16 protein-coding genes and 1 riboswitch are annotated in these 17493 nt (G+C 71.8%); of the genes, 5 read left to right on the forward strand and 11 right to left on the reverse strand.

What is annotated here, in order from left to right; translation table 11 throughout:
• Positions 1 to 106: 106 nt before the first annotated feature.
• The gene (locus WMF11_RS05065) at positions 107 to 1597 is read left to right on the forward strand and encodes a hypothetical protein (protein WP_437976618.1); all 1491 of its coding nucleotides are present in this window, start codon (positions 107 to 109) and stop codon (positions 1595 to 1597) included.
• A 40-nt stretch (positions 1598 to 1637) separates the two neighbouring features.
• Here the strand turns inward: WMF11_RS05065 and WMF11_RS05070 are convergent, their stop codons facing one another.
• The 8 genes from WMF11_RS05070 to WMF11_RS05105 all read right to left on the reverse strand — a co-directional run bounded on the left by WMF11_RS05070 (position 1638) and on the right by WMF11_RS05105 (position 8834).
• The gene (locus tag WMF11_RS05070; protein ID WP_437907253.1) at positions 1638 to 2360 is read right to left on the reverse strand and encodes a glutathione peroxidase; all 723 of its coding nucleotides are present in this window, start codon (positions 2358 to 2360) and stop codon (positions 1638 to 1640) included.
• A gap of 305 nt (positions 2361 to 2665) precedes the next feature.
• On the reverse strand, positions 2666 to 3853 hold the full coding sequence (locus WMF11_RS05075; RefSeq protein WP_437976619.1) for a methylated-DNA--[protein]-cysteine S-methyltransferase: 1188 nt from the start codon (positions 3851 to 3853) through the stop codon (positions 2666 to 2668).
• Between the two features lie 45 nt (positions 3854 to 3898).
• Positions 3899 to 4741 (reverse strand): helix-turn-helix transcriptional regulator, encoded by an 843-nt coding sequence (locus WMF11_RS05080; RefSeq protein ID WP_437976620.1) that lies wholly within the window; start codon positions 4739 to 4741, stop codon positions 3899 to 3901.
• A 98-nt stretch (positions 4742 to 4839) separates the two neighbouring features.
• Positions 4840 to 5889 (reverse strand): DUF2169 domain-containing protein, encoded by a 1050-nt coding sequence (locus WMF11_RS05085; RefSeq protein ID WP_437976621.1) that lies wholly within the window; start codon positions 5887 to 5889, stop codon positions 4840 to 4842.
• 180 nt (positions 5890 to 6069) lie between these two features.
• A complete protein-coding gene (locus WMF11_RS05090; RefSeq protein ID WP_437976622.1) occupies positions 6070 to 6681 on the reverse strand; it encodes an RNA polymerase sigma factor in 612 nt (203 codons plus the stop codon).
• Complete coding sequence (locus WMF11_RS05095; protein ID WP_437549781.1) at positions 6653 to 7150, reverse strand: HD domain-containing protein; 498 nt, start codon at positions 7148 to 7150, stop codon at positions 6653 to 6655. Before WMF11_RS05095 ends, WMF11_RS05090 begins: the two co-directional genes overlap by 29 nt.
• Positions 7151 to 7287: 137 nt before the next feature.
• The gene (locus WMF11_RS05100; RefSeq protein ID WP_437976623.1) at positions 7288 to 8478 is read right to left on the reverse strand and encodes a caspase, EACC1-associated type; all 1191 of its coding nucleotides are present in this window, start codon (positions 8476 to 8478) and stop codon (positions 7288 to 7290) included.
• On the reverse strand, positions 8475 to 8834 hold the full coding sequence (locus WMF11_RS05105) for a hypothetical protein (RefSeq protein WP_437976624.1): 360 nt from the start codon (positions 8832 to 8834) through the stop codon (positions 8475 to 8477). The genes WMF11_RS05100 and WMF11_RS05105 overlap by 4 nt, the downstream gene beginning before the upstream one ends.
• Before the next feature lie 347 nt (positions 8835 to 9181).
• Here WMF11_RS05105 and WMF11_RS05110 point away from each other — a divergent pair, with 347 nt between their 5' ends.
• Positions 9182 to 9658, forward strand: a complete 477-nt coding sequence (locus WMF11_RS05110) for a hypothetical protein (protein WP_437907261.1) — start codon at positions 9182 to 9184, stop codon at positions 9656 to 9658.
• 23 nt (positions 9659 to 9681) lie between these two features.
• Positions 9682 to 10281, forward strand: coding sequence for a DUF1990 family protein (locus WMF11_RS05115; protein ID WP_437907262.1), 600 nt, complete (start codon positions 9682 to 9684; stop codon positions 10279 to 10281).
• A 55-nt stretch (positions 10282 to 10336) separates the two neighbouring features.
• Here WMF11_RS05115 and WMF11_RS05120 read toward each other — a convergent pair whose 3' ends face one another.
• The gene (locus WMF11_RS05120; RefSeq protein ID WP_437976625.1) at positions 10337 to 11146 is read right to left on the reverse strand and encodes a haloacid dehalogenase type II; all 810 of its coding nucleotides are present in this window, start codon (positions 11144 to 11146) and stop codon (positions 10337 to 10339) included.
• 216 nt (positions 11147 to 11362) lie between these two features.
• Here WMF11_RS05120 and WMF11_RS05125 point away from each other — a divergent pair, with 216 nt between their 5' ends.
• Positions 11363 to 12301, forward strand: coding sequence for a LysR family transcriptional regulator (locus WMF11_RS05125; RefSeq protein ID WP_437976626.1), 939 nt, complete (start codon positions 11363 to 11365; stop codon positions 12299 to 12301).
• On the opposite strand, the gene WMF11_RS05130 is transcribed toward WMF11_RS05125, so the two are convergent.
• Both WMF11_RS05130 and typA read right to left on the reverse strand, forming a co-directional pair.
• A complete protein-coding gene (locus tag WMF11_RS05130) occupies positions 12289 to 12783 on the reverse strand; it encodes a hypothetical protein (RefSeq protein WP_437976627.1) in 495 nt (164 codons plus the stop codon). The genes WMF11_RS05125 and WMF11_RS05130 overlap by 13 nt on opposite strands.
• Positions 12784 to 12860: 77 nt before the next feature.
• Positions 12861 to 14747, reverse strand: a complete 1887-nt coding sequence (typA, locus tag WMF11_RS05135; RefSeq protein WP_437549789.1) for a translational GTPase TypA — start codon at positions 14745 to 14747, stop codon at positions 12861 to 12863.
• Between the two features lie 91 nt (positions 14748 to 14838).
• A riboswitch (cobalamin riboswitch) is annotated at positions 14839 to 15046 on the forward strand.
• A 241-nt stretch (positions 15047 to 15287) separates the two neighbouring features.
• On the opposite strand from typA, the gene WMF11_RS05140 reads away from it, so the two are divergent.
• Entirely contained in the window at positions 15288 to 17489 is a 2202-nt protein-coding gene (locus WMF11_RS05140; protein ID WP_437976628.1) for a TonB-dependent receptor, read from the forward strand.
• Positions 17490 to 17493: the final 4 nt, after the last annotated feature.

The raw sequence follows: 17493 nt of genomic DNA on the forward strand, positions 1-17493 counted from the left end.
CCCGCGGCGCGTTCGTCGACCGCCCGCTCGATCAGAGAACGTCGGGCTGTCGCTCATCGCCGGAAGAAGTGATGCGCGCGGCCGTTTCATGTGGGAGGGAAAAGCCATGAGTTCACCGAGAAGCCACCTCGTGCTCGTGCCGGGTTTCGCGGGCTTCGATATCCTGGGTTCGATCGTCTATTACAGCGGTGTCACGGAGATCCTCCGAAACACCGATACTGGGCCGTATCAAGGCCCGCTCTCGGTGCATTGCTTCCCGAACCTGCCCACGGCGAGCGTGGACACCCGCGCGCACGCGCTCCTCCGCTGGCTCGCGGATCGGTTCAGGCAGGGGGTGTTCTACGGGGGCGCGGGCCGCGGCCAGCGGGACTGCGTCCACCTCGTGGGCCACTCGACAGGCGGGCGGGACATCAAGACGCTGATGCTCCTGCTCCTGGCCGAGACCGAGCAGAAAGGGTCTGTCTACGGCGTCCCGGTGGAGCGCATCCTCGAGAGCATCTGCTCGATCCAGTTCCTCTCGACGCCGCACCGCGGGACGAACCTCGCCCACGTCCTCCACCGGAGGCAGCCCCTCCTCACAGGCCTGGCCGGGGCCCTCCACTGGTGGCTCCGCCTGGCTGGCCCGAAGGACGCGAGCTCCGCGGCCCGCCGCGCGAAGACGCTCCTCCAGGTGTTCGGCCAATCGGACGGCATCGTCCGCGCCGCCCTCGACACGATCGAGCGCTTCCACGCGCTGCCATGCGACGACCTCGCCAGGGCCGAGGCGCGCGGCGAGTACTTCAACGTGCTCCGCTGGCTGCTGCACGTCGCCGAGGACACCGAGGCCTTCGAGGATCTCGATCCCCTGCCGCTGTCAGGCCGGCCGCCGCGCGAGGAGCGCTGGTCCAAGCAGGGCCTGTCCGCGCGCGGTATCGGCGCCTGGCCTCGCGAGCTCGCGGCCTCCATCAAGAGCGCAAAGCGGACAAGGAAAGCCAGCCTCCTCGGGGCGGAGCTCGAGGAGGAGCTGAGCAAGTACTACGAGGATCGGGGCATCGCGCTCCGGTCGATCGTCACCCGGGCAAAGCGTGACCCCGGCGGCCCGTTCCTGGGCGCCTTCGGCATCTTTCACGGCATCACGGCCAACATCAAGGAGCCGAAGGTCGTCGAGGCCCTCGGGCCGCCCTGCTCCGTGCCACGGTTCGAGAACCCGACCCAGACCGAGCCGCTCACGCCGGAGATGAACGACGGGATCGTCAACTGCGTATCGATGGTCTATCCGGACACGAAGCGCAGCTTCCTTGTCGACGCCGACCACGCCGACGTGATGGGCCATTATCGGTTCATCGCCCCGGAGGACGGCGACGGAGCGGACCCGAAATACGGCGGATACGACCTGTTCCAGTCCCGGTCGACCTTCGATCAGGCCGAGTTCGACAGGCTGTGGAGCAGCATCGGGCAGTTCGCCATGAACAGCGACAGGTGCGCCGCCGCGGCGCGCCGCAGCTCGGCCGTCGCCCCCGTGGAGGTGCCGGCCTCGGCGCCCGCGGTGTCGCCGGCCTCGGCGCCCGCGGTGACCCATTTCCGCGCCGATCCGTCGGACCCGGAGGGCGGCGCGTAGGCACCCCCGTCGTCGGGGGCGCCCGGGCCGCCTTCGTGAATCAGGCCTTCGCGAGGTAGGTTTCGAGCTCGTCGGCGCCGCCGATGTGCTTGCCGTCGATGAAGACCTGCGGGGTCGTGCCCTTGCCGCTCACCGCCCGCAGGCGGCGCGGCGAGGACGCCACCTCCTCATAAGGGATCTTCCGCGCGTCGAGGAGCCGCTTCGCCTTGGTGCAGTAGCCACAGCCCGGCTTCGTGAACAGCAGCACGTCGTGCGGCGACTTCGACGACGGATCCAGGTACTTCAGCATCGTGTCCGCGTCCGACACATCGAAGGGATCCCCCTCCACCTCGGGCTCGATGAACATCTTCTTGATCACGCCGTCGTCGACGAGCATCGAATAGCGCCACGAGCGCTTGCCGAAGCCGAGGTTCGCCTTGTCGACGAGCATGCCCATCTTCTCGGAGAACTCCCCGTTCCCGTCGGGCAGGAACTGGACCTTGTCCGCCTCCTGCGCCTTGCACCACTCATCCATCACGAACGCGTCGTTCACGGACACACACGCGATCGTGTCCACCCCGCGCCGCTTGAACTCCTCCGCGAGCTCGTTGTAGCGCGGCACGTGGCTGCTCGAGCAGGTCGGCGTGAAGGCGCCCGGCAGCGCGAACACAACCACCTTCTTGCCGGCGAACACCTCCTTGGTGGTCACGTCCTTCCACTGACCGTCGACACGCGTACGAAACGTGACATCCGGAACGCGCTGCCCTTCGAGGTTCTTCAGCATGACTGTCGTGCTCCTCCCGTGCTCTTCTCGTTGCCATCCGCGACGGCAACCTTGTCCAGCGTCGTGCGGCGCTCCACGCGGCGCTCTCGGGCCGGCGAGAACTTAGCCCCGGGCCTCGACGCCGGCCAGCGCGACGGCGAGCCCGACCGAGGGCCGCGCCGCGATGGCGAGCCCGACCGAGGGCCGCGCCGCGATGGCGAGCCCGACCGAGGGCCGCGCCGCGATGGCTGCTCGCCCGGGCGACGGCGACAGCGCCGGAGGAGGCGCCCCGCTGGGCAGCCCCAGCGCCGCCGCGGGGCGAGGCGTCAGCCGCCCCGCGCCAGATCCACCGCGCGCCAGAGGTACCAGCTCGCCACCGTGCGGTACGGCTTCCACCGCGCGCCGCGCTTCTCGAGATCCGCGCGCGCAGGCGGCTCGGGCCGCTTGAACGCGAGCGTGAAGCCTTTGCGGATGCCGTAGTCGTCCAGGGGCAGCACGTCCGGGCGGCCGAGGCGGAACATGAGGAGCATCTCCACCGTCCACCGGCCGATGCCGCGCACCCGCGTGAGGCGCTCGATGATCGCCTCGTCGTCCATGCCGTGCACCTCGGCGAGCGTGGGGAGCTCGCCGTCCTCCGTCTTCCGCGCGAGGTCGCGCAGCGCGAGGAGCTTCGCCTGCGAGAGGCCGGCGCCGCGGAGCTTCTCGTCGGAGGCGCGCAGGAGCTGCGCGGGCGTGGGGCCCTCGTGCGCTCGCGGGAAGAGCGCGCGCACGCGCGCGAAGATGGTCGCGGCGGCCTTGCCGGTGAGCTGCTGGTAGACGATCGACTCCGCGAGCGCGAGGAAGAGGCTCGACGTCCTGTCGATCCGCATGGCGAACGGCCCGACCGCGTCGATGACGCGCGCGAGCGCCGCGTCGGACGCCCGCAGGTGCTCGACGGCGGCGCCCGGATCGAAGCCGAAGTCGCCGCCGGGCGCGCTCGACGGGGCGCCGCGCGTCTGGCCGCCCTCGATCGCGAGGAGGCGGAGCTTCGTCGTGACGCCGCCGTTCGCGGAGAAGCCGCCGGCCTTGCCGCCGGCCGCGAGCACGCGGTGGCACGGGACGATGATCGCGAACGGGTTCCGCCCGAGCGCCTGCCCCACGGCGCGCGCCGAGCCGACCGCCCCGAGGCGCGCCGCGACCTCGCCGTAGGTCAGCGTCGCGCCCGGCGGGATGGTGCGCGCGACCTCGTAGACGCGGCGGTGGAACGGCGGAACCCGGTCCATGTCGAGCGCGACGGCGGACAGGTCGCTCGCCTCCCCGCGCAGGAGCGCGACGATCGCCTCGACAGCGCGCTGCACCTCGGGCGGCGGCGCCGCCGCCTGGGCGCCCGGGAGGCGCTGGAGCAGGCGCGAGCGCGTCTCGGGCTCGCGCGCCTCGGGCAGCTGCAAGGCGGCGACGCCGCGCTCGCCCCACGCGATGCCGCAGCGGCCGATCGCCGTGTCGAACAGGAGGAAGCCGTGTGCCGTTGCTGTCATGAGGGTCCTCGCGGGCAGGCGGGGCGCCCGCGTCCGGCGGCCATCCTAGGAGCGCGCGGCGAGGCGATCTTGGAAGATCTTGCGATCCCCCCTCGCCGCCTTCCGGAACCCGCGGGGCGAGACGCCGGCCGCGCGGTGGAAGGTGCGGACGAAGTTGGAGAGGTCGCCGAACCCGACGTCGAGCGCGATGTCGGTGATCGACCGGGCGCTGTCGGCGAGGAGGCGCGCCGCGCGGCGCAGGCGGGCGCGGACCAGGTACTGGTGCGGGGTCACGCCGACGACCTTCCCGAAGACCCGCAGGAAGTGGAACGGGCTGAGCCCGACCTCCCGCGCCGCGCCCTCGAGGTCGATGGGCTCGTGCGCGTGCTCGTCCAGCCAGAGCGCCGCCTCGACGGCGCGGCGGCGGTCGCGCGCCCCGGTGTCCGGCGGACTTCGCTTCCGGCCGGAGGCGACCTCGACGAAGCGGGCGGAGAGGAGCACCCCCACCTCGTCGACGCCGAGGTCGCTCCTGCCCTCGGCGGCCGCCTGCGCGAGCTCGCCGAGCACCATCAGCTCGGGCACGGGCGGCAGGCCGCCGGCCCGGAACGCGCCGGCGCCGTCGCCGAGGGCCTCGACGAGCGCCGGCGCGAGCTGGAACGACAGGCACTCGTCGCCGACGACATGTTCGTGTGAGCACGTGTACTCGTCGCCGGGGTGGCCGACCAGGAGCGACCCGGCCACGAGCTCGAACGCCTCCCCCCGGACGCGGTAACCGAAGCTGCCCTTGCGCACGTAGGAGACGGAGAAGCCGCGGTGGAGCTCGGCGAACGGCGCGTCCCCAGGTCCGGAGCGGCACCGGTAGTCGACAACCGAGATGGCGTCGCCCCGCACCAGCGTCGTGACGTCCATGGGTCACCGAATGTACTTGCGGCGGCGAGGCCGAGCAACGCGCCCCGCGCCCCTGCTGCGCCGCCGCGCCTCCGGAACGGGTTGCGCGACGGCTTCGCTCACGTACCGACGGCGTCTTGATCGGACACGTTGAGCGTCACCCCTGTCGGATCGGACGTCGCGCCGGCGCTCTGGGCGGCTATCGCGATCTCGACAGGAGCCAGCCACGCGGGCGTGGCGCCCGGCACCTCGACGCCGACGACGACACGCACCGCCGCGAGCGCTGCTGCCTCCGCGAGCGGGAAGCTGCGCCGCCAGACCAGCGAGCACGATTGCCGGTCGCCGTCGACGTGCAGCGTGTCCAGCACGAGATCGAGCGGCTGCCCCTCCGTGATGCCGAACGCGGAGAGGCCATGGACGCGCGCGAGGGCGCGCGCCCCGGGGAGCCGCGTCCGCAGCGCCGCGAGCGTCGGGTGAAGCCCCGCGAGCACGAGCCACTCGTCGCCGACCAGGGCTTCGACGCGCTGATCCGGGGGGGCCGCCTGGAAGTAGCTCCAGTCGAAATCGTCGGGGATCTCGAGGATGGGCCCCTCGAGCGCCTTGTGGGGCGTACGCCCGAGCAGCCGCCTGCGCGACGGCCACACGCTCCCGAGCGGCGCGAAGCCCGCCGGGCGGTCGCGCCGCGAGGGATCCAGGACGGCCGGGCGATCGGTGCCGAACGGGTTGTCGGCCATGCCGATCCCCCCGAATGCGCGCTCGTAGGCGAGCGGGATCGCCTTCTCCGCGCCGCCTGGCTCGATCGAGAGCGCCTTGTCGAGGATCGGGCGCTCGCCGGCGAAGAGCGCGAGGCGCACGGAGAAGGGCGCCGCAGGCGGGCCCGGCGGCGCGTGCGCGTGGCCCGTGAAGAACACGTCGATGCGCGCGAGGTAGGGCGCGAGATCGCTCGTCAACCGGACGCTGCGGCCCGGGTGGTTGTGATGGTGGATGTCAGCATCGATGATTTTTTGCGGCTCGACGGGAATCATCGGTGCGCCGTCGACAAAGGCGAAGGTCGCCTTGGCGATCACGGTGAGGTGGAGCCGCCCCCGCGCGCGCCACATCACCGCCGCCGCCGCCGTTCCGGAAGGCGCCGCCATCGCGCTGGGAACGGGCGGGTCCTCGGGCTTCACCGCGCCATGAGAGCACTTGGGCGTCGCGAGGGTCAAGCCTCGCCACGCGGCGACACCGGCGCGTCGTCCGACGTCCGACGTTCGCCTTTCCGCCCGCCGAGGAGGTTCATCGGCCTCGCAGCGCGGGTGAAAGCGGTGGAGTCCGGCGACGACGGCAGGATCCGAGTCCGGCGAGTCGTCCTATCCATCCATCGGTGTCGAGCCTCGCGCTCGGCGAGCGACGGTATCCCTTCGTGCCGTCGCGGGAGCGCAGGACCCTCCTCGCTTGCGGGCGGGCCTCAGGCCGTGTCCTCGAAGCCCGGGAGCGGCTCGTAGTCCTGAGTTGCGTCGTCCTCCTCGCCAGGCTCGGCGCAGGCCGGCTCGTCGCCGTCCTCTCCGGCCCCGCCGCCGTCGAGCAGCCCCCGCTTGCGCCGACGCCGCCGCCCGCGCCGGCGCCGCGGCGACCGCCGGCTCGAGGGCCTGCCGCAGCCGGAGCATCGCGCCGCCGACCACCCGGCCGCCCCGCGGCGCCCCGAACAGGCGTTTCTGCACCACCTGCTGCGCCACGCCGAGGCGGCGCGCGATCTCGCCCTGCGAGAGGCCGTCGAAGAAATACGCCTCGACGACCTCCCGCTGCTTCGCCGTCAGCGCGGTCTCGACCGCGTCCCGCACCGCGGCGCAGAGCCGCGCTCGCCCGGGCGGCTCGGCCTCGCCGCCCCAGAGCCGGCGATCGTCGGCCCAGCGGTCGACGTCCTCGCAGAGGACCTCCCGGCGGACCTTGCGCTCAGGCGAGCGGCTCCTTTCGCAGGTCATCGGAGGGGGCGGGCTCGCCGCCGATCGAGAGGAGGGTCCAGTCTGCGCCGTCGAGCAGGAGCTCCACGGCGGCCTCGGGGCGGAGCACGGTCGCCTCGGGCGAGCGGCCGCCGACGTCCCAGCGGCGGAGCCGCGCGAGGTCCGCGAGCGCCTTCGTGCGCCGCAGGCGCCGCCGGGTCGCGCCGGGCGCGCGCAGCAGGTGGAGGTGGTGCCGCACGAGCCAGACGATCCGCGGGCACACGAGCTCCTCGAGCACGTCGGCCCCCTCCTCGGCGTGGTCGGCGCAGGCGAACGCCTTGCCGACGTCGTGGAGCAGGGCCGCGGCCCAGAGCGAGCGATCCGCGGTCTCGCGGCGGGCCAGGTCGAAGACCTGCAGGGAATGGAAGAGCGCGTCGCCCTCGGGGTGCCAGCGCGGATCCTGCGGCACGCGGTCGAGGGCGAGGAGGAGATCGAGGAGGTCCTTGTGCATCGACGGGAGGGCGGTCAGGCCGCCCGCGGGCTGCGGGCGAGCGGTGCCCCTTCACCCTGGGGCGCGGTCACACCCACCGGGAGGCCCCGCGCGCCGGGCGAGCCGAAGCATAGCGCGGGCGCCCCCTGCGCCAGGGCTCAGGGAGTGAACAGGGTGGCCGATCGCTTCCTCGGCCCGGTTGGCGGGTGCGCGACCGTCTCCGCGGTCTGACGGGTGCCCGCGGCCTCCAGGCGGACCAGCCTGAGCACGGTGCCCCCGACGACGATCTGGCCGTTTTGCGGGAGCAAGGCGCTCGTGATGCGCTGATCGTCGATCTTGGTCCCGTGCGTGCTCCCCTGGTCGATCACGCGCACCTCCTCCGCTCCGACGACGATCGTCGCGTGCTTTCGCGACACCTTCGGATCATCGAGGCGGATGAAGCAGTCGGGCTCTCGCCCTACCGTGAACTCTCCAGGGTGGAGCACGAACCGCCGACCCGCGAGGGGCCCGTTGCACACGAAGAGCTCGTGGGAGATCACGGCGTTCCCGCCCGACGCCGGGATGGTGGGCCGGAGCGGGGCCTTCGCGATGCGCAGCCGCCCCTCGTACTTCTGCGTCCACATCTGCGGGGTTTGCCGGCCTCCCTCGGCCTTGATGCTCGCTTGCACGTACTCGCAGAGCTCGTGGACATCGACGTATCCGTCTCGGTCCAGATCGGCTGTGCCGGTCGACAGGCCCTCGACGATGTGGCGGGTGAAGATCGACTGCGGGGTCACCCCCACGGGCTGGTCGGCCTGCCACGCCAGCTGAACCGACGTCGTGGCGGAGATCACGACGCGACCCGAGCCGTCTCCCATGAACGTCCCGGCGATGTCGACGCTGTCCTGCTCGCTCTTGGCGGAGTTCTCGTACGCGCCGCTGTAGCAGCAGTCGAGGATCAGGACGATGCGCTTCGCGGGGCACTGATCGATCTGGCGGCTGATCCACGCCGCGTCGACCGAGGTCGCGCTGAAGAGCTCTTTCTCCGTGTCGTGCGTGGCGAGGTGGAGGTGACCCCAGTCGTCCTTCAGGCCATGACCGGAGTAGTAGAGGACGAGCAGATCCTCCGGATGGCGGCGATGGAAGAGCGCGCCGATGGCCTTCCGGACCTCGAGCTGGCTGCCATCGACGCAGAGCTGGACGCGAAAATCGCCGATGTCCGGGTTTCCCATCGTGTCGGCGAGCTTCGATGCGTCGAGGGCGGGCGCCTGGAGCGAGCGCAACCTGCCGTCCGCATACATTCCGTTCGCGATGATGAGCGCGAGGCGGTCCCGTCCGCCCAGCACAGGATCTCTGTCCAGGGCTGTCATTTGATTGCGCTGATGCGGCGCGCGAGGTCGAGCACTTCCTTCTCCCCGAGCGGCTTGTCCGAGGTGAACTCGACCTCCAGGCCGTTCTTCCCCCGGATGCGAATGCGGCGCCTCGGCGCGCGGACGACCCACTCATTGACGAGCTGAATCACCTGGGGGAGCACCGCGGGGAGCGCGGCGAGCGCGATCGCGCCGACGGTGAAGGCGTCTCCCTTGGCGTTCCTCGGGAGGTGGCCTTCAACGGCGCGGCGCGCGGTCGCGCCCGCGGTGCCGATGTCTCGCATCAGGCTCTCGAGCATCGCGTCCAGCTGATCCGCCTCGACCTCGGCGTCGTGAAAGTTGAACTGCATGTCCATTGGCCATGCACCTCCTCGCTGTTACGAGTCGCCGAGGAGCGTATCAGCGCTCGCCGGGAGGTGCCAGCCGCACACGCGGAGTCGCGTCGTGTACGCGCCGCCATCCTCGAGCTGCGAAGCGCGCCTGAAGCCCGCTTCGCGATCGTCCAGCCCATCTCATGTCCATGCCGATCCCTCGGTGAGCGGCGTCTCGGATCCGTGCAGGCCGGCCAGCAGCGAAGGTGCTCCTCGCGCTTCGTCGTGACTGCAAAGACATCACGTGGCTGAGGTGACGGGAACATACCGCCGTGCGAGCTCGCGTCCGATCCGAGAGCTCGTGCAGCTCGGATCGCGGACGTGAGACGGCGGTGACCACGGGCCTGTCCTCGCTGACCCACCTCACGGATCTCCATCTCACCGCGTGCGACCTGACCGAGCTCGGCCCGCTCCTGGATCACCTCCCGGCGCTCGAGCGCGTCACGGTCGCTGGCACCCCGCTGGGCCTGGCTGCTCGAGCCGATATCGCGCGGCTCCCCGCGCCGGTCTTTTTGCCGCATCCGGACGCGATCGAGGCGGAGGTCAACGAGGCGCTCCTGGAGCTCCGCCAGTACGAGATCCACGGCGCGTGCGTCCGCTGGAACGACGGTTATATCGTCGGTCTGTGGAGCAACCAAGACTACCTGAGCTGGTATCGAATCGACGTCGACCGCTTCCGCACCGCCCTGAAGGAGCGCCGCTACCCATGGGACATTCGCTCGTGGATCGAGGCGTGTCCCGAGGTGTTTGACGTTGGCTGGGCCGCTCGCTGGAGCGAGCTCGGCTTGCGCCCCTGGCTCCACGCCTGACCGCCTCGGCTATCCTGCCCCTCGTGCTCTCCCGCGCCCGCCCCTCCGATGCCGCGATCCGCGCCTTCCTCGCTCGCCAGGCGGGCCGGCCGCTCTCGTACGCGGAGGTCGGCTGCACCGGCGCCGGCGAGGGCCGCCCGCGGCCGCCTGCCGGCTTCAACGTCGACCACCACCGCGCGGTGCTCGGCCAGGGCGCCGCGCTCTTCGACCGCGCCGTCGAGGCGATGCGGCGCTGGGCGCAGTTCCGGCTCGGCTGGGTCGAGCTCTGCTATCCCGATGCTCCCCTCCAGGCCGGCGTCACCGTGGCGATCCTCGTCCGCGTGCTCGGGATTCACTGGCTCAACGCATGCCGGATTGTCTACACCGTCGATGAGACGAGCGGCCCTGTGCGCCGGTTCGGCTTCGCCTACGGGACGCTCGAGGAGCACGGCGAGCGCGGCGAGGAGCGCTTCCTCGTCGAGCACGACGAGCCTTCCGGCGAGGTCGCCTACGACATCTTCGCCGTCTCCCGGCCGAACCACCTCCTCGCCCGGCTCGGGTTTCCCTACGCGCGCCGGGTCCAGGCGCGGTTCGCCCGCGACTCCATGCGCGCCATGCGCAGCGCCGTGAACTCGCCGCCGTGAGGCGCGCCGGGAGCCCTGCGACCCGCTGATCGCACAGGCGGCATGGCCCCGCCGGTCACGCCCTCTCCTTCACGAACTCCACGAGATCCGAGAGGCTCGCTCCCGTCGCGTCGGCGCTCACGCCGAGCTCCTCGGCCGGCAGGCCCAGGCGGTTGACCCAGAACGTGGGATAGCCGAACCACCGGGCGCCCGCGGCGTCCCAGCCGGCGAACGCGACGAACGCGATCTCCTCGCGCGTGAGGCCCAACGCGTCGAGCGCCATCCGGTACGCGCGAGGATCCGGCTTGTACGTCCTCGCCCCGTCCGTGCTGAGCACGTGCTCGAACAGGCCCCCCAGACCGGAGCTCTCGATGGCGGCCCCGAGCATCCTCGGCGTGAAGTTCGACAGGAACGAGAGCCGGATCCCCGCGCCCCTCAGCGCCCGGAGCGCCGGCAGCACGTCAGGCCACGCCCGGAGATCCAGGTAGGCGCCGAGGAGCCGCGCCCGCTTCTCCTCCCCGAGATCGAGCGCCAGCGCGCGCTCCGCGAACACCAGCGCATCCGCCGTCACCTGCCAGAAGTCGGCATACTCGTGGGACGCGACCCGCAGCCACGTGTACTCGAATTGCCGGGTGCGCCACGCCTCGCTCAGCGATGCCCCCTTGCCCGGACAGAGATCCTCCGCGAGCGCCGCGATCGGGCGCGGATCGAAGATAGGAAAAGCGTCGAAGGCGATCGCCCTGATCTTCGATCCCGCCGCCGGCCGCGGCGGCGCCGGCCCGTGCTGCGCGGCACAGGAAGCCGTCCCGGCCGGGGCCGAGCCCAGGAAACCCGCCGCGGCCGTGCCGGTCACGCGGTGGAGAAACTCACGACGATTCGTCAACATGCCAGCCTCCCTCCGATCCTCCGACGTGAACCTCGCGACCTGCGAGTCCGCGAGTCCGCGAGTCCGCAAGTCCGCGAGTCCGCGGGTGCGAGAACGCACGCGGGAGAGCATGCGCGGTCCGCCGTTGCCCGGGGATCCGCCATCGACGTAGACTCGCCATGCACCTTTGCATGGCGCGGAGCGCGCTCCGGCAGCAGCGCCCCGCGCCCCGGAGCCATGCTCGACTGGGACGATCTGCGCTACTTCCTCGCCGTCGCGCGGCACGGCAACCTCTCCGCCGCCGCGCGCGTGCTGAAGGTCACCCAGCCGACCGTGGGGCGGCGCGTCGCCGCGTTCGAGCGGCGCCTCGGGGCGAGGCTCTTCCTGCGCTCGCCGTCGGGGTTCTCGCTCTCGGCCGCGGGCGAGAGCGTGCTCGGCCACGCCGAGCGCATGGAGCAGGACGCGCTCGCGGCCGAGCGCGCCGCCGCCGGACGCGACGCAGGGCTGAGAGGCCACCTCCGTGTCACCGCGTCCGAGTGGCTCGCCACGCGCGTCCTCGGGCCGCTGCTCGTCCCGTTCCTCGCGCGCCACCCCGCCATCTCCGTCGATCTCATCGCGGACGCGCGATGGCTGAGCCTGCCGCGGCGGGAAGCGGACATCGCCCTTCGCCCCGCCGCGTTCGAGCACCACGAGGTCTTCCAGCGCGAGGTCGCGCGGATCGGGTTCGGGCTCTATGCATCGGAGGCCTACCTCGCCGAGCACGGCCCGCCGGACTGGGGACGGCAGTGCGAGGGCCACTCGCTCGTCACCATGAACGACGAGCCTCCGGCGATCGCCGACCTGTCGTGGGTGCGCGCCGTCGCCGCGAAGGCCCGCGTCGCCGCGCGCACCAACGGCCGCGAGCCCCAGGCGACGATGGGGGCCGCCGGCGTCGGGCTCGTCTGCCTGCCGCGCTACCTGGGCGACGCGACCGCCGGCCTCCGCCTGCTCTCGCCGCCCTCGCCGCCGCCAGGGCGCAAGCTGTGGCTCGGGGTGCACCGCGATACGCGCGGTGTGCCGCGCGTGAAGGCGCTCGTCGCGTTCGTCGCCGACGCCCTCGGGCCGCTCCGGAGCGCCCTCGACCCCGGCGCGGGGCCGCGCGCGTCAGGCGACGAGCGCCCCCGCTACCGGCCCTGATCGCGCTGGCACGCCCTGAGCTTCTCGAACTGCGCGTCGCACGTCGGGGGCAGGAAATCGGTCGCGCACTCTCGAACGCCCCCGCTCAGGCAATCGAAGAGCGACGTGATCGACGGCGCGAGGAATTCGCAGGGGATCCGGTCCGCGGAGGCGACGGTCTCGCCCACGCAGTCGAAGAAGGGGGCGGTCAGCGCGTTGCAGGGGCGCTGCTCGGAGAGCAGGTCGGCGCAGCGCTCGCTGCACCGGAGCTCCGGGCACGTGACGCCGTCGAAGAGCGAGCAGAAGAAATCGCACGAGGCCCTCTGCTCCTCGACGGAGGCCCCGCCGGAGCTCGCCGATGGCGACCCCACGGCCGCGCCAGCGCCCCCGGCGCCGTCGGAGCTCCCGGGGAGCCCGTCGACGACGACGGCCCCGCCGCAAGCGCCCGCCCCCGAGAGCGCGACGAGCGAGGCCAGGAAAGCGAAGAGCAGCGGCGTTCTCATCAGGGCATCCTATCGCGCGGCAGGCACGGCAGGGGCGCGCATCAAACGCCCCGCACGTCCCGCGCGCCCCCGGTCGCTCACTCCACCGCCTGCGATTGCTCGATCGCGTCCTCGCGGCGCTCCCGGCGGTTGCACGCGAGCACCTTCTTGCGGACGCGCACCGCGTCGGGCGTGACCTCGACGAGCTCGTCGCCGTCGATCCACTCCATCGCCGTCTCGATCGTGAGCAGCCGCGGGCTGGCCAGGAGGACGTTCTCGTCCTTGCCGTGGTTGCGCACGTTCGACAGCTTCTTCTCCTTGATGACGTTGACGTCGGTGTCGTTCGGCCGGTTGTGCTCGCCGATGATCATCCCCTCGTAGACCTCGACGCCGGGGACGATGAAGAACATGCCGCGCGGCTGCAGGTGGTGCAGCGCGTACGGGGTCGCCACGCCGACGCGATCGGCGACGATGGCGCCGGTCGGGCGGCGCATCATCGGGCCGCCCCAGGGCGCCCAGCCGTCGAACATCGTGTTGAGCAGGCCCGTCCCGCGCGTCGCCGTCAGGAACTCGCCGCGGAAGCCGATGAGCCCGCGCGACGGCACCCGGAACTCGAGGCGGGCGCGGCCGAAGCCGGGGTTCGTCATCTTCACCATCCGGCCGCGCCGGGAGCTGAGGCGCTCGGTCACGATGCCGACGTAGGTGTCCGGCACGTCCACGACCACGAGCTCGAGCGGCTCCATCACCTCGCCGTCGATCTCGCGCGTCACCACCTCGGGGTTCGAGAGCTGCATCTCGTACCCCTCGCGCCGCATCGTCTCCACGAGGATCGCCAGCTGGAGCTCGCCGCGGCCGAGCACCACGAACGTGTCGGGCACCTCGGTCGGCTCCACCCGGATCGCGAGGTTCTTCATCGCCTCGCGCTCGAGCCGCTCCTTCAGGTGACGGCTCGTCAGGAACTTCGACTGCTTGCTCTTGCCGGCGAACGTCGACGTGTTGACGCCGATCTTCATCTTGATCGTCGGCTCCTCGACCACGATGCGCGGCAGCGCCTCGGGGTGCGCCGGATCCGTGATCGTGTCGCCGATCGTGACCGTGTCGAGCCCGGCGATCGCGATCACCTCGCCCGCGACGGCGCTCTCGACCGCGACGCGCTTCAGCCCCTCGTAGGCGTAGAGCATCTTCACGTAGCCGCGCGACTGGCCGCCCTCGCCGAGGAGCGCGACGTCGGCGCCGGACCGGGCGGTGCCGCGGACCACGCGGCCGACCGCGAGCCGGCCCACGTACTCGTCGTGGGTCGTGTTGCATACGATGACCTGGAGCGGACCGTCGGGGTCGCCCGAGGGGCCGGGGACCCGCTCGAGGATGGTCTCGAAGAGCGGCTCGAGGTCCTTCGCCTCGTGCTCGAGCTCGCGCTTCGCCTGCCCGAACTTCGCGATCGCGTAGAGCGTCGAGAAGTCCATCTGCGCGTCGCTCGCCTCGAGGTCGCAGAAGAGGTCGAACACCTCGGAGAGCACCTCGTGGGCGCGCGCGTCGCTCCGGTCGATCTTGTTGATGACCACGATGACCGGGAAGCCGCGCTGGAGGCACTTCGAGAGCACGAAGCGCGTCTGCGGCAGCGGGCCCTCGGCGGCGTCGACGAGGAGGAGCGCCCCGTCGGCCATCATGAGCGTGCGCTCGACCTCCCCGCCGAAGTCGGAGTGGCCGGGCGTGTCGACGATGTTGATCTTGACCCCGCGGTACCGGATGCTCGTGTTCTTCGCGAGGATGGTGATGCCGCGCTCCCGCTCGAGGTCGTTCGAGTCCATGACCCGCTCGGCCACGACCTCGTTCTCTCGGAAGGCGCCCGACTGGCGGAGCATGTGATCGACGAGGGTCGTCTTCCCGTGGTCGACGTGGGCGACGATGGCGATGTTGCGGAGATCGTTACGGGGCATATACGGCGGCGGCCGTGTAGCACGCGACCCACGGAGGAGCGAGCCCATCCTCGCTAGAGCCCGAACGTTCGGCCTGCACGGCAGGCCCGCGGGTGGGCGAGCAGAGCGGTAGCGATTGACAGCCGAAGGCGCGCGGTCCTAGGGTGCGCGCCGTGCTGGTGCCCGGGCGTTCGCCTGGGCCGAAGAGGGAACCCGGTGAAATTCCGGGGCTGCCCCGCAGCGGTAAGCGAGAACGACCTCCACCCCATGCACTGGCCCGCCGAGGGCTGGGAAGCGGTGGACAGTAGGGAGCCGGTCAGACCGGAGCGCTCGCGAGCCCGAAGACCTGCCAGCGCCCGGCGGCGGGAGACATCCGGCGCCGGTTCGACCTGGGAGCCTCGAGGGAGGCGGTGAGGTCCGAGCCGGTGCAGCTCCACCTCTCTGCGCACGTCCCGGATACCGAACCGCCCCCCGCGTCGCCTTCCGGTCGCCCGCGGGGGCGAGAGGTCGGTCCAGCGCACCGTGCGATGGCCAGCCATTTCGTCCTCGCGGAGCTCGACGCGAGCGGCCCGACGCCGCTCCGCGCGATTGCGGCGAAGGAGGACACGAATGCTGCGCGAGACGGTCACGACGAGCCACGGGCACCGCCATCCATTTCATTTGCTCGCCGCGTTATCCATGGTGCTGGCCGCCGCGCGGCCAGCGCGCGCCGAGGGCGACACCCCCGATGCGCCCGCTGCCCCGCCGGAGGCCGCCGCCGCAGCGCCCACCGGCGAGGGCGCGCCCGCGGGCGACGCCGCGATCGAGGTCACGATCCAGGCGGAGAAGCCGGGCAGCGAGGCCGCGTCGCGCGTCTCCGTCGGACACAGGGAGCTCGAGCTCAGGCCGAGGCTCCGGCCGGGCGACCTCCTCGAGTCGGTCCCCGGGCTCTTCGCCGTGCAGCACGCGGGCGGGGGCAAGGCGAACCAGTACTTCCTCCGCGGATTCGACGCGGATCATGGGACCGACGTCGCCTTCTTCGTCGACGGCGTGCCCGTCAACATGGTCAGCCACGGCCACGGGCACGGCTTCACCGATCTCTACTTCATGATCCCGGAGCTCGTGACAGGGCTCGACGGCTACAAGGGGCCTTATTACGCGAGCATCGGCGACTTCGGTACGGCGGGCGCCGTCAACCTGCGCTTCGCCGAGAAGCTCGAGGAGAGCTACGCGCAGGTCAGCCTGGGGCAGTACGGTATCCAGCGCGGCCTCGTCATCGCCTCGCCGGATCTCGGCGACACGTGGCGCGCGGTGGCCGCGGCGGAGATCTACCGGAACGACGGGCCGTTCCTGAACCCGGAGCGGCTCAAGCGCTTCAACGTGGTCCTGCGGGCCACGCACGATCTGGACAACACCGGGAAGGTCCAGATGACCTGGATGTCGTATGGATCGACCTGGCACGGCTCCGGCCAGATCCCCGCGCGCGCCGTGTGCGGCGAGGGCGAGCAGGGCGGGTTGAACCCGCCGCCCTCGGCGTTCGGACAGCCGTGCATCGACCATTTCGGCGCCGTGGATCCGACCGAGGGCGGGGCGACCGAGCGGCACATGGCGTCCGTCGCCTACTCGACCGCGTGGCGGGACGCCGATCTGAGCGCGCTGGCCTACCTCGTCCGGTACCGCTTCACGCTGTACTCGAACTTCACGTTCTTCAGCGAGGACCCCGTCCACGGCGACCAGATCGAGCAGAACGACGACCGCACCGTCGGCGGCGCCGATCTCCGGTTCCGCAGGCAATACGAGCTCGGCGGGGCGAGGTTCACGACCTCGCTCGGCGCGCAGATCCGCGCGGACGCGATCGACAAGTCCCTCCACCACGACGAGGCGCGCGAGCGGATCGAGGAGAAGAGCAGGACCCACGTCGATGAGAGCCAGATCGGCGTCTACGTCGAGCAGGACGCCCGGCTCCGGCGCTGGCTCCGCGTCGTGCTCGGGGCGCGCGCGCAGTGGATCGACGTCAACGTGGACGACCCGGGCGAGGACCTCGAGGCGGCGGGGAACAGGTCGAGCGGCGCCCGGGGACAGATGCAGCTGCTCCCGAAGCTCACGGCGATCGTGTCGCCCGTCGAGGGGGTCGATCTCTTCGCCCACTTCGGGCGGGGCTTCCACTCGAACGACGCGCAGGGCGCGGTGCTGGGGGAGGGGGCGGCGACGCTGATCACGCCCGCGATTGGCTACGAGGTCGGCCTGCGGGTCGCGCCCCTGCGCGGGCTGTCGCTGAACGGGGCCGCGTTCCTGCTCGACCTGGACTCCGAGCTGGTCTGGAGCGGCGACGCGGGCGCGACCGAGGCGTCGGGGCAGACGCGGCGCTACGGGATCGAGATCGGCGGGCGCTACCGGCTCCGGAGCTGGCTCTTCGCGGACGTGGACGCGACCTTCACCCGCGCGCGCTTCCGGGAGAACGCCGGCAACGCGAGCGCTGTCGCCCTCGCGCCGACCCGGACGCTGACCGCGGGCGTCGGCGTCCGCCCGACGTTCGGCGCGTTCACGCCGTTCGCGGCGCTGCGGGTCAAGGCGATCGGCGCGCGGCCGGCGACCGAGGACGAGTCGCTCACCGCCGAGGGGTTCACGGTCGTCGACGCCAACGCCGGGCTGCGGTGGAAGAACGTCGAGGTGGCCGTGGACGTCCAGAACCTCTTCGACACGACGTGGCGCGAGGTCCAGTTCGCGAGCGCGTCGCGGCTGCAGTACGAGCCGGCCCCGGTCACCGGGATCCACTACTCGCCGGGGTGGCCGTTCACCGCGATCGGGCGGGCGACGCTGTACTGGGAGTAGGCGC

This window comes from Sorangium sp. So ce295, assembly GCF_051527405.1.
GTDB classification, from domain to species: domain Bacteria; phylum Myxococcota_A; class Polyangia; order Polyangiales; family Polyangiaceae; genus Sorangium; species Sorangium cellulosum_B.

What these genes read in the sequence shown, in the direction of transcription:
- WMF11_RS05065 (WP_437976618.1), top strand. Translation starts at nt 107, where the DNA reads ATGAGTTCACCGAGAAGCCACCTCGTGCTCGTGCCGGGTTTCGCGGGC.
- WMF11_RS05070 (WP_437907253.1), bottom strand. Translation starts at nt 2,360, where the DNA reads ATGCTGAAGAACCTCGAAGGGCAGCGCGTTCCGGATGTCACGTTTCGT.
- WMF11_RS05075 (WP_437976619.1), bottom strand. Translation starts at nt 3,853, where the DNA reads ATGACAGCAACGGCACACGGCTTCCTCCTGTTCGACACGGCGATCGGC.
- WMF11_RS05080 (WP_437976620.1), bottom strand. Translation starts at nt 4,741, where the DNA reads ATGGACGTCACGACGCTGGTGCGGGGCGACGCCATCTCGGTTGTCGAC.
- WMF11_RS05090 (WP_437976622.1), bottom strand. Translation starts at nt 6,681, where the DNA reads ATGACCTGCGAAAGGAGCCGCTCGCCTGAGCGCAAGGTCCGCCGGGAG.
- WMF11_RS05095 (WP_437549781.1), bottom strand. Translation starts at nt 7,150, where the DNA reads ATGCACAAGGACCTCCTCGATCTCCTCCTCGCCCTCGACCGCGTGCCG.
- WMF11_RS05100 (WP_437976623.1), bottom strand. Translation starts at nt 8,478, where the DNA reads ATGACAGCCCTGGACAGAGATCCTGTGCTGGGCGGACGGGACCGCCTC.
- WMF11_RS05105 (WP_437976624.1), bottom strand. Translation starts at nt 8,834, where the DNA reads ATGGACATGCAGTTCAACTTTCACGACGCCGAGGTCGAGGCGGATCAG.
- WMF11_RS05120 (WP_437976625.1), bottom strand. Translation starts at nt 11,146, where the DNA reads ATGTTGACGAATCGTCGTGAGTTTCTCCACCGCGTGACCGGCACGGCC.
- WMF11_RS05125 (WP_437976626.1), top strand. Translation starts at nt 11,363, where the DNA reads ATGCTCGACTGGGACGATCTGCGCTACTTCCTCGCCGTCGCGCGGCAC.
- WMF11_RS05130 (WP_437976627.1), bottom strand. Translation starts at nt 12,783, where the DNA reads ATGAGAACGCCGCTGCTCTTCGCTTTCCTGGCCTCGCTCGTCGCGCTC.
- typA (WP_437549789.1), bottom strand. Translation starts at nt 14,747, where the DNA reads ATGGGCTCGCTCCTCCGTGGGTCGCGTGCTACACGGCCGCCGCCGTAT.
- WMF11_RS05140 (WP_437976628.1), top strand. Translation starts at nt 15,288, where the DNA reads ATGCTGCGCGAGACGGTCACGACGAGCCACGGGCACCGCCATCCATTT.